Below are 20,915 nucleotides of genomic sequence, written 5' to 3'. Positions count from 1 at the left end.
GCGCGCCGGCACCCGCACACGGAGACCGGTCATGCCCGAACACGAATCGCTGCAAGCGCTGTATCCGTTCCTGCATGGCGCGCATCAGGACGCGGAGCGGCTCGACGCCGCCCTGCTGGAATCGGTGCGTCGCAAGGCGCAGGACAGCGTGGACGCGAAAACGCGTTTCTTCGAGGAAAGCGCGCCCGAGGTCGTGCGCGTGGCTCACGCGATTGCCGATGTGTATCGCCGTGGCGGACGGCTCTTGGCAATGGGCAATGGCGGTTCGAGTTGCGACGCGGCGCATATCGCGGTCGAGTTTCTTCATCCGGTCACGACAGGACGCCCCGCGCTCACCGCCGTCAATCTCGTCGCCGACATGGCCATGTTGACGGCGGTCGGCAACGACGTCGGCTTCAATCATATTTTCGTCCGGCAACTGGTGGCGCAGGCACGGCGCGGCGATGCGCTGATCGGCGTGTCGACGAGCGGCAATTCGGAGAACCTGCTGGCGGCATTCGCGAAGGCGAAAGAGATGGAACTGCTGACCATCGGACTCTCCGGTCACGACGGCGGACGCATGGCCACGAGCGCCGCGCTCGATCATTGCCTCGTGGTGAGAAGCGACAGCATTCATCGCGTGCAGGAGACGCATGTCGCGATTTATCACATTCTGTGGGATCTCGTGCATACGCTGCTCGCCGACGATCGCGGCGGTCTCGGCGCTTCGGCCACGGTTGCTGCGGGAGGCACGCCATGAAATACGTCGATGAGTTTCGCGACCCGGACAAGGCGAAAACGCTCGCGAAAGAAATCCGCGCGCTGGTGTCGCGCATCGAGCGCGCGAAGCAAAGGCCGCTGCAAATCATGGAAGTGTGCGGCGGCCACACTCACACGATTTTCCGCTACGGCATCCAGCAACTGCTGCCCGACACCGTAGAGTTCGTTCACGGTCCCGGCTGTCCCGTGTGCGTGCTGCCGATGGGTCGTGTCGACGATTGCGTCGCGCTGGCGGAGCGTCCGGAAGTGATTTTCACGACATTCGGCGACGCGATGCGCGTGCCCGGTTCGAAGAAAAGCCTGCTCAAGGCGAAAGCCGACGGCGCCGACGTGCGCATGGTCTATTCGCCGCTCGACGCATTGAAGATCGCGCAACTCAATCCGCACCGCGAGGTGATCTTCTTCGGCCTTGGCTTCGAGACGACCATGCCGAGCACCGCGATGACCGTCTTGCGGGCGCATGCGCAAAAGGTCGCGAATTTCTCGCTGTTCTGCAATCACATCACCATCATTCCGACCATCAAGGCGATTCTCGATTCGCCGGACTTGCACCTCGACGGCTTTCTCGGCCCCGGACATGTCAGCATGGTGATCGGCACGCGCCCGTATGACTTCATCGCGCGGCACTATCGCAAGCCGATCACGGTGGCCGGCTTTGAGCCGCTCGACGTGCTGCAGTCGATGTGGATGGTGCTCAGGCAGATCGCGGACGGCCGCTGCGAGGTCGAGAACCAGTATGGACGCATCGTGCCGGAGGATGGCAACGCGCAGGCGCTGTCGGCCGTGGCGCGGGTGTTTGAGACGCGTGAGTTTTTCGAATGGCGTGGACTCGGCTCGATCGATCATTCCGGCGTGCGGATGCGCGAGACATTCGCGGCATTCGACGCCGAGCGCAAGTTCGCGGTGCCGAATCTGAAGATCGCCGATCCGAAAGCCTGTCAATGTGGCGAGGTGCTCAAGGGCGTGATCAAGCCGCATCAATGCAAGGTGTTCGGCACAGCGTGTACGCCCGAGTCGCCGCTCGGCGCGCTGATGGTCTCGAGCGAAGGGGCGTGCGCGGCGTATTACAACTATGGGCGCATCGATACGTCGCGGATCGATGAACGGCGCGCGGCGCGGCAAGCGGCGGCTGAGTTGGCGACTCAGGTAGCGCCGTGTCTCGGCGCGGGCGGCGTGGCCGATGCGGCTGCGGCGATGCTCGCCACCTCCACCGTGCGAGGCGGCCCATGAATGACCGCGCTGCCACCTCGATCAAATCCAGCGCGCCACGCCGCGTGCGGGACGCATCCGTCAATCTCGCGCACGGCGGCGGTGGCCGCGCAATGCGCGATCTGATCGAAGACGTGTTCGTGTCGGCGTTCGACAATCCCACGCTCGCGGCGCTGGAAGATCAGGCCGTCTTCGCGCTCGCCGGTCTCGCCGCGCACGGCGACCGGCTTGCCTTTACGACCGATAGCTATGTGGTCGATCCGCTGTTCTTTCCGGGCGGCGACATCGGCACGCTGGCGGTGTCCGGTACGGTGAACGACCTGGCGGTGTGCGGCGCGACGCCTTTATATTTGTCGTGCGCGGTGGTGATCGAAGAGGGATTCTCCGTCGATCTTCTGCGCCGCGTGGCGGCGAGCATGCAGCGTGTCGCGCTCGAAGCCGGCGTCGCGATCGTCACGGGCGACACGAAAGTGGTGGAGCGCGGTTGCGCCGACAAACTGTTCATCAACACCGCGGGAATTGGCGTGGTGCGCCGCGATGTCGCGATCTCGGCGCGCCACGCGCGTCCCGGCGACGTGGTGATCGTCAACGGGTATCTCGGCGATCACGGCGCGGCGATTCTGGTGGCGCGTCAGCAGCTTGCCCTCGAAGCCGACATGGGAAGCGACTGCTGTCCGCTCAACGGCCTGATCGCGGCGATGCTCGACGCGTGCCCGCAGATCCACTGTCTGCGCGATGCGACGCGCGGCGGCGTCGCGACCGTGCTCAATGAATTCGCGCAAAGTTCGAACGTGACGATACGGCTCGATGAAGCCGCGCTGCCCTTGCGTGAACAGGTGAAGGGCGCGTGCGAGATTCTCGGCCTGGACCCGCTGTATCTCGCCAATGAAGGCAAGCTGGTGGCCGTCGTGCCGGCCGATGCCGCCGAACGCGTGCTGGCGGCCATGCGCGCGCATCCGGAGGGACGCGAGGCGGCGGTGATCGGCACGGTCGAACGCAGCGAGGCGGAGGCGAGCGGACTTGTCGTCATGCAGACGGTGTTCGGCGGACAACGCATCGTCGATATGCTGGTGGGCGAGCAACTGCCGCGCATCTGCTGAGCGGTCAAGGGGAGCGCGGCGTGCACGAGTTGAGCATTGCGAACAGTGTCGTCGAGATTTGCGCGGAACAGGCGCACGGCGCGCGCGTGCGGCGCGTGACGCTGGAGATCGGGCAACTGTCGGCGGTGATGCCGGAGGCGATCCGGTTCTGCTTCGACGTGTGCGCGAAGGATACGTCTGTGGAAGGCGCGGCGCTCGAGATCGTCGTGATGCCGGGCGAGGCGCGCTGTCTCACGTGCGGTGCGACGGTCGCGCTCGACGTGCCGTACGGGCAGTGCGCCTGCGGGAGCGAGAGTCTCGAACTGATTTCCGGTCAGCAGTTGAAGATCCGGCAGATGGAGGTGGTGTGATGTGTACGACATGCGGATGTTCGAATACGCAGAGCGCGGCAGTGACCGATCTGGATGAGACGGTGGAGGGTGGTGCACAGGCGCGGCCGGAAAGCAGCAGCGCGGGTTCAACTGCAAACGCTTATCGGCGAGTCGGCGAGCATCCGCATGCGGGTGTCGGTGGCCATTCGCATTCACACTCACACTCACACTCACACAGCCAACGCGATGATCACGAGCATGAGCATGGAGATGTCCCACACCATCATCACGAACATGAACATGAACACGAACACAGCACCTCGATCGACCTCGAACGCGACATCCTGGCAAAAAACCAGCTACTGGCCGAACGCAATCGCGGCTGGCTCGCCGGCCGTTCGATACTCGCGCTGAACCTGATGAGTTCGCCGGGCGCCGGCAAGACGACCTTACTCGAACGGACGATCCGCGATCTGGGTAACGCGTTCCCGCTGACGGTCATCGAAGGCGATCAGGCTACGCTCAATGACGCCGAGCGGATTCGCGCAACCGGCGCGCGAGTGGTGCAGATCAACACCGGCACTGGGTGCCATCTCGACGCGGAGATGGCGTCGAGGGCGCTGACACAACTCGACCCGCCGTTGCATTCGGTGGTGATGATCGAAAACGTCGGCAATCTGGTGTGCCCGGCGTTATTCGATCTCGGTGAAGCGGCCAAGGTTTTGATTCTTTCGGTGACTGAAGGCGAGGATAAGCCGATCAAGTATCCGCATATGTTCCGGGCGTGTTCGCTGCTGTTGCTGAACAAGATCGACTTGCTGCCGCATTTGCGCTTCGATGTAGAGCGCTGTGTCGCGTATGCGAAGCGTGTCAATCCGCAAATGGAGATTCTTCAGGTGTCGGCGCAGAGCGGGGAGGGGATGGATGGGTGGTATGGGTGGTTGCGGACGAGAGCAACCTCGATTCATGCGTAGAGTGAGGAGCGAGGCCACCGCATATACACGGTGAGCCACCGCTTCTGTGAGCCAGAGTCAGAATTTATGGCGCATCCCAATCCGCACCACCGCCTGCTTATCATCCGCCGAAGCAGATGGCCCGTTGATCGCGGCAACCGCCTGTTTCCCCGTCGAATCAGTCCCCGACGCCTTCTGATAAACCCAGTTGCGCGCTCTAGTGGCGATTGCCCAGCACGGCAGCATCCGCGCCGCGGCCAAAACGGTGTGCCTGTCCCAGCCCGCATTGACCAAGGCGATCCGTGAGTTCGAACAGGAACTGGGCGTGCCGCTGGTAACGCGCAGCGCGCGTGGCGCACAGCTCACGCAGTACGGCCACGCCGTCTACGCGCGGGCGAAACTGATCCCCGCCGAGATGCAGCACGCGAAAGACGATGTGGTGCTGCTCTCGGTTCAGGAAGGTTTTCTGACCGCGGCGCTCGCGCGGTTGGGCGACGGCTCGTTGGATTTCGTCATTGCGATCGTCGATGAAAAGAAGCTCGCGCCGGAGTTCATGTTCCGCTCGTTGCTCGAGGGCGAACTGATTATCTCGGCGCGCAAGGGGCATCCGTTGGCGAATGCGCAGTCGATCGCGGATCTGGAAGGCGCGGACTGGATGCTGAACACGACACCCGAAAGCATCGGCCAGTCGTTGCAGGATTTTTTCGTGCAGCATGGCGCGACTGCACCGCGCGTGGTCGTGGAGTGCAGCTCGTTCAGCGCGAGCTTTTCGTTGTCGGTAAACAGCAATCTTCTCTCCTGCTGCCCGAAGAGTTTTCTGGAGACCGACTGGATTCGCGAGCGTATCGTCTCGGTGCCGGTGCGCGAAGCGTTGCCGCGCGTGTCGGTGGGGATCATCTCGCGGCGCGACGCGTTGAATACGTCGGCCTGCGATTATCTGATCGACTGTTTCGTCGAAGCCGTCGCGTCGGCGCCGGTTTTCCAGTTCGATACCGTTCGCGCCGATGTGCTCTGACTGCCACGCACACCACCACTGTGCGTGATCAATGCGATGCCACGCGTTTGATGCGATGGAAGTTGCGATCGAAGTAGATCAACCCGTCGCCATCGCTGCGCACGCTGATGCGTGTGGTCTTCACGAACGTCACCGAGTGCGAGCCGACTTCCTTCAGGTCGACGATCTCGCCTTGCAGACTCGCCAGTGCGTCGCGCAGGACCGGCACGCCGTGCGAGCCTTCATCCCAGATCGGCCAGCCGAAGCGTTCGTCCATCGGCACCTGGGTCATGCCAGCGAAGTGGCGCGCGAGCAGTTCGTGCTCGCCGGGCAGCACGTTGATGCAAACCTGCCGGTTGCTCTGGAAGGTCGCATGCATCGCGCTCGACCGGTTCAGGCAGACCAGCAGTGTGGGCGGCGTATCGGTGACGGAGCACACGGCGCTGGCGGTCACGCCGCAACGTCCGTGCGGGCCGGCTGTCGTGATGACGTTCACGGCGGCACTGAGGTGCGCCATGGCTTGACGGAACTGCTGTTTGACGTCGATAAGAGCGTCGGTGTCGGGCACCGCGTGTTGGGTCGGCGTCATCGTTTGGATTCCTCGGGCAGGTGTCGAGTGATTGGATTCAAGCGTACTCAATCGCCATGCAGAAAAAAATCCGCGCGAGCGGCAGGCGGCCAGGCGTGTTTCCCAGTGCATCTAAAGCTTTCCCCAATGTGTGGTTGAACACTGGACACATGCACCACGACTAATGAGTCTTTCAGGGTAACTATCGCTTTGCAGCGCTTTTCCCGCTGGTTATGATGAACCGAGTGTTACGCTTCGAATCGCATCTACAACGACCACCATGTCCCAACCCTCGCCATCCGCCACACCCCGCGCACCGATCGTCTACATCGTCGATGACGACAGCGGCATGCGCACGTCGCTCGCGTGGCTGCTCGAATCGGTTGGCGTGAAGTCGGCGGGCTTCGCCAATGCGAGCGAGTTTCTCGGCGCATTCAATGCGGACGTGCCCGCCTGTCTCGTACTCGACGTGCGCATGCCGGAGCGAAGCGGCTTCGACGTGCAAGCGGAATTGAATCGCCAGGGCGTCACGTTGCCGATTATTTTCGTGAGCGGCCACGGCGATATTCCGATGTCGGTGCGCGCGCTGCAAAACGGCGCGATCGATTTTGTCGAGAAACCGTATAACTCGCAGCAGATGCTCGACCGCGTGCAACGCGCATTGAAGCTCGCGGCGCATCGTCATGCGGCCGGCCAGAAGCAGCGCGAGTTGCGCAAGCGGATCGAGTCGCTGACCGCGCGTGAAAAGGAAGTCTTGCGTGGCGTGATCGACGGCAAAGGTAGCAAGCGCATCGCCAGCGATCTGTCGATCAGCGTAAAGACCGTCGACGTGCATCGCGCGAGCATCAAGGACAAGCTCGGCGCGGCGTCGATTGCGATGCTGGTGCGCGAAGTGATGGCGGTGTGGGATCAGGACGCGAACGTGGGTGCCATTCCGCGTTGATGCATGCCGGGGTGGCGTTCACGCGCAACCGCAACTGCATCAGCATCAGCATCAACATCAGCATCAGCGCATGAAGAGTCCGCCGTTCACATCCCAGCACGCGCCGTTCGCGAAGTAGGCATGTTCCGCGACGAGCATCACGGCGACGTCGGCGACATAGTCCGCGGAGCCCAGACGTCCCGCTGGAATGTTCGCGATCACCGCCTTCAGTTTGTCGGGCGCCACGCTTTCATGCACGATCGGCAGATCCATCGGTCCGGGCGAAATGGCGTTGACGGTCACGCCCGCAGCGCCGAGATCGCGCGCGAAGACCTTGGTGAGCGTGATCACACCGCCTTTCGCGGCCGCATAATGCGCGCCGGTTGCGGAGCCGCCGTTCTGTCCCGCTAGCGACGCGATATTGACGATACGGCCCGCGCCCACGTCGGCGAAGTGTTGGCCGAAAACCTGGCAGCCGAATAGCACGCTGCGCAAGTTGACGTTGATGACCTGATCGAATTGCTCGGCCGTTATATCCATCACGGAGACGACTTTGGAGGCACCCGCGTTATTCACCAACGCGTCGATACGCCCCCAGCGCTGCAGGATCGCGTCGCGCGCCGTAGTGAAGGCGGCTTTCGCGGTGACGTCGAGATTCAGCGCGAACGCAGTGGAACCGTCGGCGCTCAGATCGCGCGCGAGCGCTTGTGCGGCATCGAACGCGATATCGCCGATGGCGACCGCGTAACCCGCCGCATGAAAGCGCGTGGCGATCGCGGCGCCCAGACCGCGCGCGGCGCCGGTGACAAGAACGACTCTCTTCTGCATTGCATCCACTCCACTTCGAAATAACGGCCGCTGTTCGAGCGGCCCGAGGCATTGTCTAGGCGAATCAAGTGGCGAGGGCGGCTTCGAAACGCGCCGCGATCGCGCACACCTGCTCGTCCTGGCCCTTGCGTCCGACGATCTGCAAACCTGCCTTGAGCGACGAGCCGCGGATCGGCAACGGCAAACTCAGCGCGGGATGGCCGCTCAGATTGAACGGCCGGATCAGCGACGACATGGCGATCACCGACGTGCCGCTGCGCGCCTGTTCAAGTGTGATCGGCAGCGCAGGAAGCGTGGGCAGAATCAGCACGTCGACATTGTCGAGCGCGTGGTCGACCGCCGCGGTGAAGTCTCGGCGCACCTGTTCCGCCGCGTCGAGTTGCGCTGAGGTGGTGTTGGCCGCGGCGCGCAGGCGCGCGTCGAGGTCCGCGCCGAGTTTGCCGCTTGCCACCAGATGGCCGAACGCGCGCGACGTCTCGACGTTGATCACGGCGACGCCCGCGTCGAAGGCGGCGGCGAGACCGGCGAGCGGCAGCGTATGCGCGACACAGCCCGCCTTGTCGGCCGCGCGCGTCACGGCGTCGAGGATTTCGGCCGTGGCCTCGGTCTGCACGATGCCGACCTTGCACGCACCTTGCCACGCGTGCGCGGCATTCGTATCGAAGTTAGCGGTGATGGCCTGCATCGCGGCAACGAGCGTGCGCATGTCGCGTGCAAACGGCCCGACACAATCTAAGGTGGACTCTCGCGGCGCCACGCCGAGCCGCGACACGCGCCCGAAGGTGGGCTTCAATCCGATCACGCCGCAGCATGCGGCGGGTCCGCGAATCGAGCCGCCGGTGTCGGTGCCGAGCGCGGCGTCGGCGAGTTTCAGACCGGCTGCCGCCGCCGATCCGCTCGACGATCCGCCCGGGATACGCGCAGCGTCCTGCGGATTCTGCGGCGTGCCGGTGTAGTCGTTGATACCGGTCATGCCGAACGCCAACTCATGCATGTTCGCCTTGCCGACAATGTGCCAGCCGGCCGAAAGCAAACGTTCGACAACTTCCGCATGCTGTTGCGCGGGCGGCGTATCGGCGAGCGCACGGCTCGCGGCGGTGGTGGCGTAACCGGCGATATCGATCGTGTCCTTGATCGCGATGCTCGGCCCGGTGCCGCCTAACGACAGCGTCTGGATAAACTCGTTCATGGGTGCGGTTTCCTTGCATTGACTTGCCACGGCGCGTCGAACAGGCGCTCCGTGCGAAAGTGCGTGATGATCCAGTCGCGGCCGCTATCGGCAGGCGCGAAATCCACTTCGAGGCGCGCCGAGATCAGATCGGCTGGCGCATCGACATAGCCCGAGGCCTGCAGCATGATCCAGCGGCCTTTCGCGTTCGCCTCCTGAACGTCGATGCTTTCCGACGTGAGGAAGTGCACGTTCACCGAGAAATGCCGCGAGGGCGGCAGGTAGCGTGTGAGCATCGCGAGAATTTCAGCGTGGCCTGTCAGGCGGCCGAACTTGTTCGCGTACTGTGGGCCGATGCCCTCCCAGATCGCGTCGGCGCGGAAGAGAGCGGCGAGCGTTTCGCCTTCGAGCACGCCGGACGGCACGTCGCATAACGCCATATAGCGCGCCATGGTGCGGCGCACGGCCGATTCGGCTTCGAGCGCGGCAAGCCGTTCGGTCAACGTGGCAAGCGTATCCTGGTTAGCGTTCATTGCATTGCGCTCCGTTACGCTCAAGCGGCATTGGCGTGTTGCGGCGGCACTTGCAGCGCGCGCCCGACACGCGCTTCGATCTTGCCGTAGCGCCACAGATTGTATTCGCCCACCGGCGTGGTGCGATACAGATTGCACACGGCGACAGTCGTGTCGAAATCACGCACGTCGGCCATGATGTAGAAGGTCCACGGCGAGTTGTCGGCATGGCCCACGGTGAGGCGGTCGTCGTCCATGATGCCGAGCACCTTGACGCCTTCCATCGACTCGATCGCGGCCAGCATCTTGCCGTAAGCCTGCCAGACTTCGCCAATCTGTTCGCGCGGCAGGTCGAAGAAATTTTGCGTGACGCCGCAGCAGAACAGAACACGCAGTGGCAGCGTTGAGGTATCGGACATGAGAGGTTGCTCCTTGCAATCCTGGTTGTGCGGATAGTGATTAGATAGTGATTAATCAGAAAGTGGCTTACAGGTAGCCCGGAATCGGCGGCACGCCGACGAACACCGCGCCCGCGCCGTCATAGTTGCCTTCGCCGAGAAACGCGTGCTGCGTGACGACCATCGAGTCGCGCATCAGACGCTGCAACGGATGCGCGCGATAAATCGCCATCGTGCCGCCGAGCCGGTAAGCGCGCTGCACGACGTCGGCGCCTTCGCGGGCGATCTGCGTCGCCGAAAGACGCAGCAGGCTCACCTGATCCGCGGTGACGGGATTGCCGGCGAGGATCGATTGCCAGACCTGGTGAGTGGTGTCGTAGAAAAATGCGCGCGCCGAGCGCAATTGCGCCTCGGCTTTCGCGAGTTCGATGCGGTAGTACGCGCGGTCGGCGAGTTGCGGCGCGCCGGTGGTCGTCTTGCGGCCGCCGGCCATGTGGTTGGCGACGTCGAGTGCGGCGCGGGCGAGGCCGAGGTTGACCACGGCGAGCACTTGCGCGGCGTAGGCGATGGTTGGGTAGCGATACAACGGCTCGTCCACGCACGGTTCGCCGCCACGCACGAAGGTCCAGTCGTCCGCGACGAACTGGTCGGTGACGCGCAGGTCATGACTGCCGGTGCCCTGCATGCCGACCACCTCCCAGTTCTCGACGATTTCCACCTGATGCGCACGGAACACGGCCGTGCGCGGTTTGCCGCCCGCACCAGGAGCACCGACACCAATGCCCACGCCGAGCCAGTCCGCGCCTTTGCAGCCGCTCGCGAATTTCCACGTGCCGTTCACACGCCAGCCGCCTTCAGCGGGCTGTGCGGGCTGCACCGGGAAGAGGCCGCCCGCGAACACCTGATCGGGGCCGCCCGCGTAGATTTCTGCTTGCGTATGCAACGGCAGCGCGGCCAGATAGACGTTGGCCGAGCCGAAGCTCGCGACCCAGGCCGCCGAACCGTCCGCGATCGCGATGCGCTCGATCATGTCGAGAAACAGGGCAGGCGCCAGCGCGTCGCCGCCGAACCGCCTCGGCGTGGCCGCGCGATACACACCCGCACGCTTGAGCTTCGCGATCACGTCACGCGGCACATGCGAAAGGCGGTCGAATTCATCGCGGCGCGCGGCGATCTCGGCGATCACTTCGTCGAGCGGCAGGCGGGCGGTATTCGACGTGTTCGATGTATTCGATGTATTCGACTGTTCGGCAGCAACGGCGGCGGTGGCGGACATGGTGGGGCTTCTCCTTGATTCGTTATTGACTGAAACGCATGACGCTGGGCCCGAAACGACGAGCCGCGCAGATTCAGACCAGTCTAGAAATGCAAAAAGAACGCTTCAATTGGGACGCGGCGCGCAGTTTTAGGTAATGCTCCGGGGTCGTCTAAAGAAATCTTCAGAGGCGCAACACGCGCACTGGTGTTATGTTTCCGTCCATACGTAATCGAACCTGTGTGCCGTATTCCCCGATGAATTTCCCCGCCGAAGAAGACTTCCACCGCCTGCTCGACGCGCTCACGCTGTGCGTGCTGCTGCACGACGCCGAAACCAAGGCGATCGTGTGGGCCAATCGCGCGGCCTGTGAGGCGCTTGGCTTCACGCTCGCCGAATTGCTGCCGCTCAAGGCGAAGGACATGACGCGGCCGGTGCCGAAATACCGCCGCGAGATCGGCGTCGGCGCGATGGACCGTTCGATCACCGAAGGCCCGCAGGTGTACGAGTGGTGTTACCGCTCGCGCACCGGCGCCGACATGTTGTCCGAGGCAATCGCCACTTACGTGCCGCTGCGCGAGCGCGCGGTGGTGATGGTGCAGTTCCGCGACATCAGCGTCGAAGACACGCTCAAGCAAACGCTGCGCCGTTACGAATCGCGGCTGCGCGAATTCATGCAGGATCTCGGCGAAGGCGTAGCGGTGCTGACGCCCACGGGCGAAGTGGAATTCGTCAGCGAATCCGGCCGGCGCGTGCTCGGCCTGGAGGAGGGCGCGCCGATGGGCGACCTGCTCGACTATTGCAGCGAGCCGGACCGCGAGCGTCTGCTGGAACAGCTCGCGAACGCGCCGCGGATTCAGCCGTCGGCGCCGCAGCGTTATCGCATCACGCGGCGCGACGGCACGCCGCACTGGCTGCGTATTACGTGCCGCCGTATCGAGATCGAAAACGACCTGAACGGAAGGCTGCTGCACTTTCGCGACGTGACGGACGAAGTCGCCGTGGAAGACGCGCGACGCAACGAAGCGCGTTTGCTCGAATATGCGGGACGTTACAACGCGATGGGGGAAATGGCGACCGCCATTGCTCATGAACTGAGCCAGCCGCTCGCCGCCGTGCGCAACTTCATCGAAGGCTCGATCCGGCGGCTCGCGCAACCCGCTGCGATCGACGACGCCGTATGGGGCTTGCGCAGCGCCGATCGTCAGGCTGAGCATGCTGCATTGATCATCAAGAGTGTGCGCGATTACATCGTCAAGCGCGAGCCGAGCGAGACGCATGCGGATCTGCGCGAGGTGCTCGCGGACGTTGCGTACTTTATCGAGTTGCGCGCGCGCGAGGCGGGCGTGACGCTCACGATCGAGCAGGCGACGCAGCCGCTGCCCGTATACGTTGAGCGTGTATTGATCGGCCAGGTGGTATTGAATCTGGCCTTCAACGCGATCGAAGCGCTGGGAGAAGGGACAGACAAAAGCGCAACCCCGGAGAGCCGTGCGCTTCGCCTCGTCACGCACCTGCGCGGCAAATACGCGATTGCCCAGGTCATCGACAACGGCCCAGGCGTTCCCGCCGATGCTCACGGCCGGCTGTTCGACGGCTTCTCTTCGTCGAAAGCGGGCGGCAACGGCATTGGGCTTTCGCTGTGCAAGAACATCGTCACGCGACACGGTGGCGAGATCTGGGCAAAACCCGCTAGGCACGGCGGGCTCGAATGCAGCTTCTCGCTGCCGCTCGCCGCCGCGCCGGCCGGTTGAGTGCAACAGATCAATCATGCGTGGTGCTGGTGTTGCGCGGAATCGTCACGAGCGTGAGCGCGGTAATCACGCCGAAGCCGATCAGCATCAGCGCGACCGGCCACGGCGCGCGCACTTGCGCATACAGCGCGGTCGCGACGAGCGGAGCGAGTCCGCCGGAAAACACCGAAGCGATTTCGTGGCCGAGCGCCATGCCCGAGTAACGCACTTCAGTGGGGAACAGTTCGCCCATCAACGCGGGTTGTGTGCCGATCATCGCCGCATGGCAGAAGGGCAGGCCGAGCACGAGCGAGAGGAACACCAGCATCGGCTGATGCGTGTCGATCAGCCAGAAGGCGGGAAATGCGATCACCACCAGCCCGAGCGCGCCGATCATATACACGGGCCGCCGTCCGATTACATCCGATAGACGTCCCCACAATACGATCGTCACGAGTTCGAGCAGCATGGCGGCCATCACGCCGCCGAGCATCACTGAAACGGGCACGCCGATCGTCTTGCCGTACACCAGCACGAACGAAAGAAAGATATACGTTCCGCCGTTTTCGGCGACGCGCAGCCCCATCGCTTGCAAGACCTGCTTCGGATGATTGCGCAGCACCGTCAGCACAGGCATGTGCTTCGGTTTGGCGGCGGTGAAGTCGCGGCTCTCCGGCAAGCGCCGGCGAATGTACACGCCGACGCCGAAGATCAGCACGCTGGCCAGAAACGGCACACGCCAGCCCCACGACATGAAGCTTTCCACCGGCAAGCGCTGCACCAGATAAAACGCGGCCGCCGACAACACGAAGCCACCCGCCACACCCAACTGGCTGAACGCCGCATAGTAGCCGCGACGATTGGCCGGCGCGCTCTCGCTGATCAGCAGCACGCCGCCGCCCCATTCGCCGCCTGACGCAATGCCCTGCACGACTCGCAAACACACGAGCGCGGCGGGCGCAAGAAAGCCGACTTGCGAGAATGTGGGCAACAGGCCGATACCGAAGGTGGCCACGCCCATCATCATCAGCGTGATGACGAGCGCGCGCTTGCGGCCATGCCGGTCGCCGATATGGCCGAACACGATACCGCCCAGCGGCCGCGCGAGGAAACCGATCGCGAAGCCCGCGAAAGCGGCCAGCGTGCCGAGTAGCGGATCGCCGTGCAGCGGGAAGAACAATGGTCCGAAGATCAGCGCGGCGGCCGTGCCGTACAGAAAAAAGTCGTACCACTCGAGCGCATTGCCGAGCACGGAGGCGACAATGATCCGCCGCAAGGTTTGCGAGGTGGCCGGTGCCGTGGTTGCAGGTGGTGATCCGGCCGTGGGAGAAAGCGTGTCGTTTTGCATCTGCGTGCCCGTTGGTTCGCGTCGACTAAAAGGAAGAGCGCTAGCGCCCCAGTGATTTCGCGGTTTGCCCGCCGATGCCGAAATCGGTATTCGGAATGTCCTTGATCATCACGCGGGCGGCGTCGAGCGGCATGTCGAGCACGTCCGCGCCGGTCCGGCTGAGCGCGGAGATCAGGGCTTCCTTCTGCGCGGGCGTGCGGCCCGCGATCAGGATGGCCACGATGGTCAGCAGCGGCGCCCGACCATTCGCGTTGCTCACGCCGCCAGAACCGAAATCGTGCGACGGCAGTTCACTCAGCAGAATCCGCACCGATTCGGCGGGCGCGCCGATGGCCTTCACGGTCGCCTGAGTGAGGCCCGCGATCAATTGCGCCTTGCGTGCGGGCCAGTGACCATCCGGCAAATAAACTTCTAGTGTAGGCATGGCTGCACTCGCGGTTTTTGAAGACCAGAAGATCAGAGCAGGAAGCCGATCGCGCTCAACGCTTCGGTCGAATCGATCAGACGGATCACCTTCTCCACGATGCGCGGCTCGCCGCTCGCAAAACTGATGCGATGCGTGAGGTCCGCCGCGAACAGCGTCGACTTGCCGCGTTTATAAGCGACGATCACTTGCGCCGAATTCACCGTCACTTCATCGCTGGCGTCGCTCGTAAGCGTGAAGCGCGACACGGTGCGAACGGTGCGGGCAGCGTCGGTGGCCGATGCCGAATAGCCGGACGTCATGCGTTGCACGCGCTTTTCGCGCATGTCCTGATCGTCGTACGCGTAGTTCAGCGTGGCGGCGAAATCGGTGGTGTCGTGATCGATCGGCACCACGTAGAAGCCGGCCGGGTCCCACAGCGTGAGCCACTCGCGATAGTCCTTGCGGTCCAGCAGTTCGGCTTCGCGCCAGATGAGTTCGATTGCGCCGGCAAAAGTCTTCTGCGAAAACAGCGTGTTCCTGTCGTCCATCATGCCTGCTCCATCATCGTGCGCCATTGCGCGTACGCTTCGCGCATGCCGGTTTCGTCGGTGGCGTGCGCGGTCTTTTCGCCGTTCGGCGCGGTGCTCTCGCGATTCAGGCCTCGGTTGACGAGAATCGGCAGATCGGGGCCGGCATGCGAGCCGCGTTGCACGCGCTCCCATGCTTCAGCGTCGTCCGGGCTGCCGAAACCGAACGGGCCCTGGAAGTGTTCGTGAATGCGCAGGCGCACGCGGTTCGCCTCTTCGGGGCCGCCGTCCATGGCGAGCGCGACGTGACGGATCTCGGTCTCGTTCGCGGAAATGGGCCGCAGTACGCGGAAAAAACGCCATCGACAGCGCGAGGTTCGGAAACAGATTCAGGTTGAAGCCGACGCCCATCAGCGAGCGCACGATGCGGCGCACTTCCTCCGGCGTGTGGTCCTTCGCGAGCGAGGCGGCGAGTTCTTCGAAGCGCTCGGGAATCGGCGCGCCGTCGTCCTTGTCGAGATCGACGATTTCCGGCACCAGCACGGCGAGGCTGTGACCGTTGCCGAGCGAGCGGCAAAAGGCCTGGTCGCTTGTCATGAAGCTGGTGATCGCGGCGGCGGTTTCGTCGTCGATCGATTTCATCCACGATTTGTGGACCACGGGGAAGTGATACAGGTCGGTGGTGTTCTCGAGCTGGATCTTCCAGTTGCCGTTAAAGCGGAAGCGGTGTTCGCCGTTGGCCTTGATCGGATAGCCCGCGCCTTGCTTCATGAACAGATCGATCCACGGCTTGGCGCCGCCGAGGAAATCTTCCAGCGGCTCGATCTCCTGATTGAAGCTCGCGAAGATCAGGCCTTGATAGATGCCCACGCGCAGACTGGCGAGCGGCAGTTCGGTCTTGTCGATCACGCCTTCGTAACCGTCGCCGTACGGCAGCGCGCGCAAGGCGCCGTCCAGGCCGTAGGTCCAGCTGTGATACGGGCACGTGAAGCCTTTCGCGTTGCCTTTGTGCTGTTCGCAGACGGTCGCGCCGCGATGACGGCAGCGGTTCTGCAAGACGTTGACCGCGCCGCTCTTATCGCGCACCACGATCACCGGCTGGCGACCGATCGTGGTGGTGCGGAAGTCGCCCGGATTCGGCAGCTCGCTTTCGTGCGCGACCCAGATCCACGTCTTGTAGAAAATGCGCTCGAGTTCCGCTTCGAAGACAGCCGGGTCGTAGTACAGCGAAGGGGCCACGCGGTCGGACTGCGCGCGCTGATACAACGCGCTCGTATCGACGGTCTGATATGAGGATTCGCTCATGGCTCGTGTAGGTGGGGTGGTCGATGAAGGCAAGTTTCGTTGACTACTTGATATGCGTCAAATTGATCTAAAATGAAATATAAAATCAATCGCATGGATATCTCGATGAACTCGCTGGATCACGTCGACCTCAATTTGCTGCGCGTTTTTCAGGCGATCGTCGAAGAGCGCAGCCTGACTCGCGCGGGCGAGCGGCTGGCGCTGTCGCAGCCGGCCATCAGCTATTCGCTGGGGCGTTTGCGCACGCTGTTCGACGATCCGCTCTTCATCCGCACGCGCGCCGGCATGCAGCCCACACCCATCGCGCTGGAACTGTCGACCATCGTGTCCCGCGCGCTCGACACCGTGCGCGAAGCACTGCGTTACGCGGAGCATTTCGACCCGGCGGTGAGCACGCGGACCTTCCGGCTGTCGCTATCAGATGCGGGCGAACTGGCCTATCTGCCGCCGATCTGCGAGGCGTTGCACCGGCAGGCGCCGCGTGTGAGGCTGCGTATCGAGCCGCTGCCGGTCGAGGAAATGGAAGATGCACTGCGCGCGAGCCGGCTCGATTTCGCCATCGGCAATCTGCCCACGCTGACCGCGCGCACGCGGCATCAGGCGCTGTTCGAAGAAACGTACGTGTGTATGACGAGGAAGCGGCGCGGCTTGCCGCGCACGAAGGAACTAAGTTTGAAGGCGTTTCTGGATGCGTCGCACGTGCAGATCACGTCGGTTGAGCACAGCCACCACTCGCTCGACGACGAATTCCGCACGCAAGGCGTCGGCCGTCATATCGCGCTGGAACTACCGCATTTCGTGGCGCTGCCTAGTGTCTTGGCCGTGACCGATCTGTTCGCTACGCTCCCGCGCCGCCTCGCGCATATTTTCAATCGCGACGGCGGTTTTCAGATCTATGAATTGCCCGTGACCTTGCCGATCGCGGCGGTCACGATGCATTGGCACGAGCATTTCGATCAGGACGAGGGCAACGTGTGGCTGCGCAATCTGATGGCGGATATCGTGAGGCGCTTCGACGAGAAGTGACAAGGCTGGGCTCTCAGTACTTCAGACCTTTTTGAACAGGTCTCGCGCGATCGAACACAGCAACGTGGTGGTCGGCGATTCGTCCTGCAAGCGGCGGCTCATGATGATCGGCGAAGCGACGTTGGCCGCCGGAATGGGACGGTACACCACACCGTGCGCGCGCAAACCTTCCACGCTTTCCGGCACGAGACACACGCCCACTTGCGCCGCCACCAGGCCCAACGCGGTCTGCAATTCGCGCACTTCATGAATCGCCTTCGGCTCCAACGCATGATCGTGCATGGCCGATAGCTGCTGATCGGCGTAGCTCGGCCGCGGCGTGCTCGGGTAGACGATCAAGGTTTCCTGGGCGAGCGCCGCCAGCGTCAGCGGCTTCTTTTGTCGGGCGAGCGGATGGTCTTGCGGTAATGCGGCAATCATTCTTTCTTCTAAAAGAACCTCGCGCGCGAGTTGCGCGTCGTCGAAACGCAGGCGGCCGAAGCCCACGTCGATGCGCCCGCCCTTGAGCGCCCCGAGTTGTTCGATGGTGAACATTTCGATCAGCGACAGCTCGATATGCGGCGCGGCCTCGCGAAACGCGCGGATCACGGCCGGTAGCGCGCCATACAGCGTCGAGGGCACGAAGCCGATCACCACGCGCTCGGCCAGCTGCGCGAGACGGCGCGTGAGCGGCGCGAGTTCGTCCGCTTCGTCGACGAGACGCCTGGCTTGCGTATAGAAAATCCGCCCGGCTTCGGTCAGCCGCAACGGCCGCGAGCCGCGCTCGAACAGCGCCAGGCCTACGCTTTCCTCGATCTGCTGGATCTGGCGGCTGAGCGGCGGCTGCGTCATGTGCAGACGTTGAGCCGCCCGCGTGATGTTCATTTCTTCGGCGACCGCGATGAAATAGCGGAGTTGGCGAAGTTCCATGCATACCCCTACGGTATGGAAGTAGTCGGAATCGGTGTTGGACTGCTTCGCGGGTTGTTTCTACTATTGGGGCTCCCGGTTCAGCAGTTCAGGAGGGCAACGAATGATAGCAACACCCGTGAAGATCGAGAGCGTGGAGACGATTCTCGTCGACGTACCGACGATCCGTCCGCACCGTCTCTCGGTCGCAACGATGAACTGCCAGACGCTGGTGCTGGTGCGCATCCGTTGCGCCGACGGGTTGGTCGGCGTGGGCGAGGGCACCACGATCGGCGGCCTCGCGTACGGCGAGGAAAGCCCGGAAAGTATCAAGGTCAATATCGACACCTATTTCGCGCCATTGCTCAAAGGCATGGACGCGACGCGTCCAGGCGCCGCGATGGCGAAACTGCGCGAGCTGTTTCAGGGCAACCGCTTTGCGAAGTCCGCGCTGGAAACGGCGTTGTTCGATGCGCAGGCACAGCGCCTCGGCGTGCCGCTGTCGGAACTGTTCGGCGGCCGTGTGCGCGATTCCGTGGACGTGGCGTGGACGCTCGCGAGCGGCGACACGCAACGCGATATCGACGAAGCCGAGCAGGTGTACGAGACGAAGCGCCATCGCGTGTTCAAGCTGAAGATCGGCACGCGCGCCGTGGCCGAGGACGTGGCGCATGTCGTCGCGATCCAGAAAGCGGTGGAAGGACGCGGCGAAGTGCGCGTCGACGTGAACCAGGCGTGGAGCGAATCCGACGCGATCTGGGCCGCGCGGCGCTTTGCCGATGCGGGCGTGACGCTGATCGAGCAACCCATCGCGGCGGAGAATCGCTCGGGCCTCAAGCGTCTGACCGATCTCGCTCTCGTGCCGGTCATGGCCGACGAAGCGCTGCACGGTCCGGCCGATGCATTTGCGGTGGCCAGCGCGCGCGCCGCCGATGTGTTCGCCGTGAAGATCGCACAATCAGGCGGCCTGGTGGGCGCCGCGCACGTGGCGGCCATAGCGTCGGCCGCGAACATCGATCTGTACGGCGGCACGATGCTCGAAGGCGCGGTCGGCACGATCGCTTCCGCGCAACTCTTCAGCACCTTTGGCGAGTTGAAGTGGGGCACGGAACTGTTCGGCCCCTTGCTGCTGACCGAGGAGATTCTCACCGAACCGCTGCGTTACGAGAATTTCGCGCTGCATTTGCCGCAAGGTCCGGGTCTCGGCATCACGCTCGACTGGGACAAGATCGACCGCCTGCGACGCGATACGCGCAAAGGCGCCAGCGTCAGCACGAACTGAAGCATTGAAGCACTGAAGGCTCATCCGTTAGCCATCCAGAACATCAATCGAAGGAGATACCCCATGAACAAGCAAGCTATCGACGCGCTGCTCAATAAGATCAACGACAGCGCCACCAGCGAAGGCAATCCGCGCACCAGGCAGATCGTCAACCGGATCGTGCAGGATCTGTTCTATACGATCGAAGACCTCGACGTGCAGCCGGCCGAATTCTGGACCGCGTTGAATTATCTCGGCGACGCCGGCAAGAGCGGCGAACTCGGTTTGCTGGCCGCAGGTCTGGGTTTCGAGCATTTTCTCGATCTGCGTCTGGATGAAGCGGAGGCGAAGGCCGGCATTGAAGGCGGCACGCCGCGCACGATCGAAGGCCCGTTGTACGTGGCCGGTGCGCCGGTCTCCGACGGACACGCGCGACTGGACGACGGCACCGATCCGGGTCAAACGCTGATCATGCGCGGCCGCGTGCTCGGCGAAGACGGCAAGCCGCTCGCTCATGCGCTCGTCGAAGTGTGGCACGCGAACCATCTGGGCAACTACTCGTACTTCGACAAATCGCAACCGGCCTTCAATCTGCGCCGTTCGATCCGTACCGATGCCGAAGGCAAATACAGCTTCCGCAGCGTCGTGCCGGTCGGCTATAGCGTGCCGCCGCAAGGGCAGACCCAACTGTTGCTCGATCAGCTCGGCCGGCATGGGCATCGTCCGGCGCATATTCACTTCTTCGTGTCCGCGCCGGGGTTCCGCAAGCTGACCACGCAGATCAACATCGACGGCGATCCGTATCTGTGGGACGACTTCGCCTTCGCCACGCGCGACGGCCTCGTGCCGGCGGTCAAGCAGGCTGAGGGCGCCGAAGGCAAACCGTATGGCGTGGACGGCAATTTCGCGCTGATCGATTTCGACTTTACTCTGTTCAAGGAGCGCGACAACCTGCCGGACGCTGAAGTGGAGCGTCTGCGCGCTGAAGCCTGATGCCGCTTTCGCAGGGCTGAAGATGGGCGTTTGAGAGAAAAGGCCCGCACGTATCGCACGAATCTGTCGGCCCTGGTTGCGCGGTGCGATGGCCGGGCTGCCAGGGCTTTTAAGTTACCGATCAGAGAGGAGAGCAAGCATGCTGTTTCACGTTGAGATGACCGTCCACCTTCCGGCCGATATGGATGCCGAACGCGCCGCGCGCCTGAAGGCCGATGAGAAAGCGATGTCGCAAAGGCTGCAACAGGAGGGCGTGTGGCGGCACCTGTGGCGCATTGCCGGCCGCTACGCGAATATCAGCGTGTTCGACGTGCAGAGCCCCGCGCATCTGCACGACGTGCTGAGCCAGTTGCCGCTGTTTCCGTATATGGATGTCGAAGTGCGCGCGCTGTGCCGGCATGCGTCGTCGATTCGCGACGACGACCGGTAATAGAAGGCGTTTGAGAAAGGT

General features: G+C 63.4%; 22 protein-coding genes and 1 pseudogene. 12 read left to right on the top strand and 11 right to left on the bottom strand.

Going from position 1 to position 20,915, the window contains the following annotated elements:
- Window positions 1-31 precede the first annotated feature (31 nt).
- From B0G80_RS04090 to B0G80_RS04060, 6 genes are all read left to right on the top strand, one after another.
- Window positions 32-739, top strand: a complete 708-nt coding sequence (locus B0G80_RS04090) for an SIS domain-containing protein (protein ID WP_116117082.1) — start codon at window positions 32-34, stop codon at window positions 737-739.
- Window positions 736-1,989 (top strand): hydrogenase formation protein HypD, encoded by a 1,254-nt coding sequence (gene hypD / locus B0G80_RS04085; protein ID WP_116117081.1) that lies wholly within the window; start codon window positions 736-738, stop codon window positions 1,987-1,989. The genes B0G80_RS04090 and hypD overlap by 4 nt, the downstream gene beginning before the upstream one ends.
- Entirely contained in the window at window positions 1,986-3,068 is a 1,083-nt protein-coding gene (hypE, locus tag B0G80_RS04080; protein WP_116117080.1) for a hydrogenase expression/formation protein HypE, read from the top strand. The genes hypD and hypE overlap by 4 nt, the downstream gene beginning before the upstream one ends.
- A gap of 20 nt (window positions 3,069-3,088) precedes the next feature.
- On the top strand, window positions 3,089-3,418 hold the full coding sequence (hypA, locus tag B0G80_RS04075) for a hydrogenase maturation nickel metallochaperone HypA (RefSeq protein ID WP_116117079.1): 330 nt from the start codon (window positions 3,089-3,091) through the stop codon (window positions 3,416-3,418).
- A complete protein-coding gene (gene hypB / locus B0G80_RS04070) occupies window positions 3,418-4,353 on the top strand; it encodes a hydrogenase nickel incorporation protein HypB (RefSeq protein WP_116117078.1) in 936 nt (311 codons plus the stop codon). The genes hypA and hypB overlap by 1 nt, the downstream gene beginning before the upstream one ends.
- 187 nt (window positions 4,354-4,540) lie before the next feature.
- Window positions 4,541-5,347 carry a LysR substrate-binding domain-containing protein gene (locus tag B0G80_RS04060; RefSeq protein ID WP_116117077.1) on the top strand — a complete coding sequence of 269 codons (807 nt, stop codon included), beginning with the start codon at window positions 4,541-4,543 and terminating at the stop codon, window positions 5,345-5,347.
- A 28-nt stretch (window positions 5,348-5,375) separates the two neighbouring features.
- On the opposite strand, the gene hpaC is transcribed toward B0G80_RS04060, so the two are convergent.
- Window positions 5,376-5,915 (bottom strand): 4-hydroxyphenylacetate 3-monooxygenase, reductase component, encoded by a 540-nt coding sequence (gene hpaC, locus B0G80_RS04055; RefSeq protein WP_116117076.1) that lies wholly within the window; start codon window positions 5,913-5,915, stop codon window positions 5,376-5,378.
- 259 nt (window positions 5,916-6,174) lie between these two features.
- Here hpaC and B0G80_RS04050 point away from each other — a divergent pair, with 259 nt between their 5' ends.
- The gene (locus tag B0G80_RS04050; RefSeq protein WP_116117075.1) at window positions 6,175-6,837 is read left to right on the top strand and encodes a response regulator transcription factor; all 663 of its coding nucleotides are present in this window, start codon (window positions 6,175-6,177) and stop codon (window positions 6,835-6,837) included.
- A 63-nt stretch (window positions 6,838-6,900) separates the two neighbouring features.
- On the opposite strand, the gene B0G80_RS04045 is transcribed toward B0G80_RS04050, so the two are convergent.
- The 5 genes from B0G80_RS04045 to B0G80_RS04025 all read right to left on the bottom strand — a co-directional run bounded on the left by B0G80_RS04045 (window position 6,901) and on the right by B0G80_RS04025 (window position 10,998).
- Window positions 6,901-7,644, bottom strand: coding sequence for an SDR family NAD(P)-dependent oxidoreductase (locus tag B0G80_RS04045; RefSeq protein ID WP_116117074.1), 744 nt, complete (start codon window positions 7,642-7,644; stop codon window positions 6,901-6,903).
- 64 nt (window positions 7,645-7,708) lie between these two features.
- Window positions 7,709-8,833: an amidase gene (locus tag B0G80_RS04040; RefSeq protein ID WP_116117073.1), complete on the bottom strand. Its 1,125-nt coding sequence runs from the start codon at window positions 8,831-8,833 to the stop codon at window positions 7,709-7,711.
- A complete protein-coding gene (locus B0G80_RS04035) occupies window positions 8,830-9,345 on the bottom strand; it encodes a nuclear transport factor 2 family protein (protein WP_116117072.1) in 516 nt (171 codons plus the stop codon). Before B0G80_RS04035 ends, B0G80_RS04040 begins: the two co-directional genes overlap by 4 nt.
- A 20-nt stretch (window positions 9,346-9,365) precedes the next feature.
- Window positions 9,366-9,743 (bottom strand): hypothetical protein, encoded by a 378-nt coding sequence (locus B0G80_RS04030; protein ID WP_106284362.1) that lies wholly within the window; start codon window positions 9,741-9,743, stop codon window positions 9,366-9,368.
- 67 nt (window positions 9,744-9,810) lie between these two features.
- The gene (locus B0G80_RS04025) at window positions 9,811-10,998 is read right to left on the bottom strand and encodes an acyl-CoA dehydrogenase family protein (RefSeq protein WP_116117071.1); all 1,188 of its coding nucleotides are present in this window, start codon (window positions 10,996-10,998) and stop codon (window positions 9,811-9,813) included.
- A gap of 236 nt (window positions 10,999-11,234) precedes the next feature.
- Here B0G80_RS04025 and B0G80_RS04020 point away from each other — a divergent pair, with 236 nt between their 5' ends.
- Window positions 11,235-12,731: an ATP-binding protein gene (locus B0G80_RS04020; RefSeq protein WP_116117070.1), complete on the top strand. Its 1,497-nt coding sequence runs from the start codon at window positions 11,235-11,237 to the stop codon at window positions 12,729-12,731.
- A gap of 10 nt (window positions 12,732-12,741) precedes the next feature.
- Here B0G80_RS04020 and B0G80_RS04015 read toward each other — a convergent pair whose 3' ends face one another.
- The 4 genes and pseudogenes from B0G80_RS04015 to B0G80_RS04000 form a co-directional block, all read right to left on the bottom strand.
- On the bottom strand, window positions 12,742-14,058 hold the full coding sequence (locus tag B0G80_RS04015) for an MFS transporter (RefSeq protein WP_116117069.1): 1,317 nt from the start codon (window positions 14,056-14,058) through the stop codon (window positions 12,742-12,744).
- A gap of 40 nt (window positions 14,059-14,098) precedes the next feature.
- Window positions 14,099-14,482 (bottom strand): tautomerase family protein, encoded by a 384-nt coding sequence (locus B0G80_RS04010; RefSeq protein ID WP_116117068.1) that lies wholly within the window; start codon window positions 14,480-14,482, stop codon window positions 14,099-14,101.
- Between the two features lie 32 nt (window positions 14,483-14,514).
- A complete protein-coding gene (locus tag B0G80_RS04005) occupies window positions 14,515-15,015 on the bottom strand; it encodes an aromatic-ring-hydroxylating dioxygenase subunit beta (protein WP_116117067.1) in 501 nt (166 codons plus the stop codon).
- Window positions 15,012-16,296, bottom strand: a pseudogene (locus B0G80_RS04000) (aromatic ring-hydroxylating oxygenase subunit alpha). Before B0G80_RS04000 ends, B0G80_RS04005 begins: the two are co-directional and overlap by 4 nt.
- Window positions 16,297-16,401: 105 nt before the next feature.
- Here B0G80_RS04000 and B0G80_RS03995 point away from each other — a divergent pair.
- Window positions 16,402-17,322 carry a LysR family transcriptional regulator gene (locus B0G80_RS03995; protein ID WP_116119509.1) on the top strand — a complete coding sequence of 307 codons (921 nt, stop codon included), beginning with the start codon at window positions 16,402-16,404 and terminating at the stop codon, window positions 17,320-17,322.
- A gap of 21 nt (window positions 17,323-17,343) precedes the next feature.
- Here the strand turns inward: B0G80_RS03995 and B0G80_RS03990 are convergent, their stop codons facing one another.
- Window positions 17,344-18,231, bottom strand: coding sequence for a LysR family transcriptional regulator (locus tag B0G80_RS03990; RefSeq protein ID WP_116117066.1), 888 nt, complete (start codon window positions 18,229-18,231; stop codon window positions 17,344-17,346).
- A gap of 103 nt (window positions 18,232-18,334) precedes the next feature.
- Here B0G80_RS03990 and B0G80_RS03985 point away from each other — a divergent pair, with 103 nt between their 5' ends.
- From B0G80_RS03985 to catC, 3 genes are all read left to right on the top strand, one after another.
- A complete protein-coding gene (locus tag B0G80_RS03985; RefSeq protein ID WP_116117065.1) occupies window positions 18,335-19,492 on the top strand; it encodes a muconate/chloromuconate family cycloisomerase in 1,158 nt (385 codons plus the stop codon).
- Between the two features lie 63 nt (window positions 19,493-19,555).
- Window positions 19,556-20,464, top strand: a complete 909-nt coding sequence (catA, locus tag B0G80_RS03980) for a catechol 1,2-dioxygenase (RefSeq protein ID WP_106284371.1) — start codon at window positions 19,556-19,558, stop codon at window positions 20,462-20,464.
- Window positions 20,465-20,603: 139 nt separating this feature from the next.
- Entirely contained in the window at window positions 20,604-20,894 is a 291-nt protein-coding gene (catC, locus tag B0G80_RS03975; RefSeq protein ID WP_106284372.1) for a muconolactone Delta-isomerase, read from the top strand.
- Window positions 20,895-20,915 lie beyond the last annotated feature (21 nt).

It is taken from the genome of Paraburkholderia sp. BL6669N2 (assembly GCF_003387275.1).
GTDB lineage: Bacteria > Pseudomonadota > Gammaproteobacteria > Burkholderiales > Burkholderiaceae > Paraburkholderia.
Note: the sequence above shows the minus strand (reverse complement) of the source record. Positions and strands in the feature narration are given on the sequence as shown.

Bases quoted from the DNA above. Each gene is read 5' to 3' on its own strand.
- B0G80_RS03995 (WP_116119509.1), top strand. From the start codon at position 16,402: ATGAACTCGCTGGATCACGTCGACCTCAATTTGCTGCGCGTTTTTCAG.
- B0G80_RS04090 (WP_116117082.1), top strand. From the start codon at position 32: ATGCCCGAACACGAATCGCTGCAAGCGCTGTATCCGTTCCTGCATGGC.
- B0G80_RS04025 (WP_116117071.1), bottom strand. From the start codon at position 10,998: ATGTCCGCCACCGCCGCCGTTGCTGCCGAACAGTCGAATACATCGAAT.
- B0G80_RS04040 (WP_116117073.1), bottom strand. From the start codon at position 8,833: ATGAACGAGTTTATCCAGACGCTGTCGTTAGGCGGCACCGGGCCGAGC.
- B0G80_RS04030 (WP_106284362.1), bottom strand. From the start codon at position 9,743: ATGTCCGATACCTCAACGCTGCCACTGCGTGTTCTGTTCTGCTGCGGC.
- B0G80_RS04045 (WP_116117074.1), bottom strand. From the start codon at position 7,644: ATGCAGAAGAGAGTCGTTCTTGTCACCGGCGCCGCGCGCGGTCTGGGC.
- B0G80_RS04010 (WP_116117068.1), bottom strand. From the start codon at position 14,482: ATGCCTACACTAGAAGTTTATTTGCCGGATGGTCACTGGCCCGCACGC.
- B0G80_RS03985 (WP_116117065.1), top strand. From the start codon at position 18,335: ATGATAGCAACACCCGTGAAGATCGAGAGCGTGGAGACGATTCTCGTC.
- hypD (WP_116117081.1), top strand. From the start codon at position 736: ATGAAATACGTCGATGAGTTTCGCGACCCGGACAAGGCGAAAACGCTC.
- hpaC (WP_116117076.1), bottom strand. From the start codon at position 5,915: ATGACGCCGACCCAACACGCGGTGCCCGACACCGACGCTCTTATCGAC.
- B0G80_RS03990 (WP_116117066.1), bottom strand. From the start codon at position 18,231: ATGGAACTTCGCCAACTCCGCTATTTCATCGCGGTCGCCGAAGAAATG.
- B0G80_RS04020 (WP_116117070.1), top strand. From the start codon at position 11,235: ATGAATTTCCCCGCCGAAGAAGACTTCCACCGCCTGCTCGACGCGCTC.
- hypB (WP_116117078.1), top strand. From the start codon at position 3,418: ATGTGTACGACATGCGGATGTTCGAATACGCAGAGCGCGGCAGTGACC.
- B0G80_RS04050 (WP_116117075.1), top strand. From the start codon at position 6,175: ATGTCCCAACCCTCGCCATCCGCCACACCCCGCGCACCGATCGTCTAC.
- catC (WP_106284372.1), top strand. From the start codon at position 20,604: ATGCTGTTTCACGTTGAGATGACCGTCCACCTTCCGGCCGATATGGAT.
- B0G80_RS04035 (WP_116117072.1), bottom strand. From the start codon at position 9,345: ATGAACGCTAACCAGGATACGCTTGCCACGTTGACCGAACGGCTTGCC.
- B0G80_RS04005 (WP_116117067.1), bottom strand. From the start codon at position 15,015: ATGATGGACGACAGGAACACGCTGTTTTCGCAGAAGACTTTTGCCGGC.
- catA (WP_106284371.1), top strand. From the start codon at position 19,556: ATGAACAAGCAAGCTATCGACGCGCTGCTCAATAAGATCAACGACAGC.
- B0G80_RS04015 (WP_116117069.1), bottom strand. From the start codon at position 14,058: ATGCAAAACGACACGCTTTCTCCCACGGCCGGATCACCACCTGCAACC.
- hypE (WP_116117080.1), top strand. From the start codon at position 1,986: ATGAATGACCGCGCTGCCACCTCGATCAAATCCAGCGCGCCACGCCGC.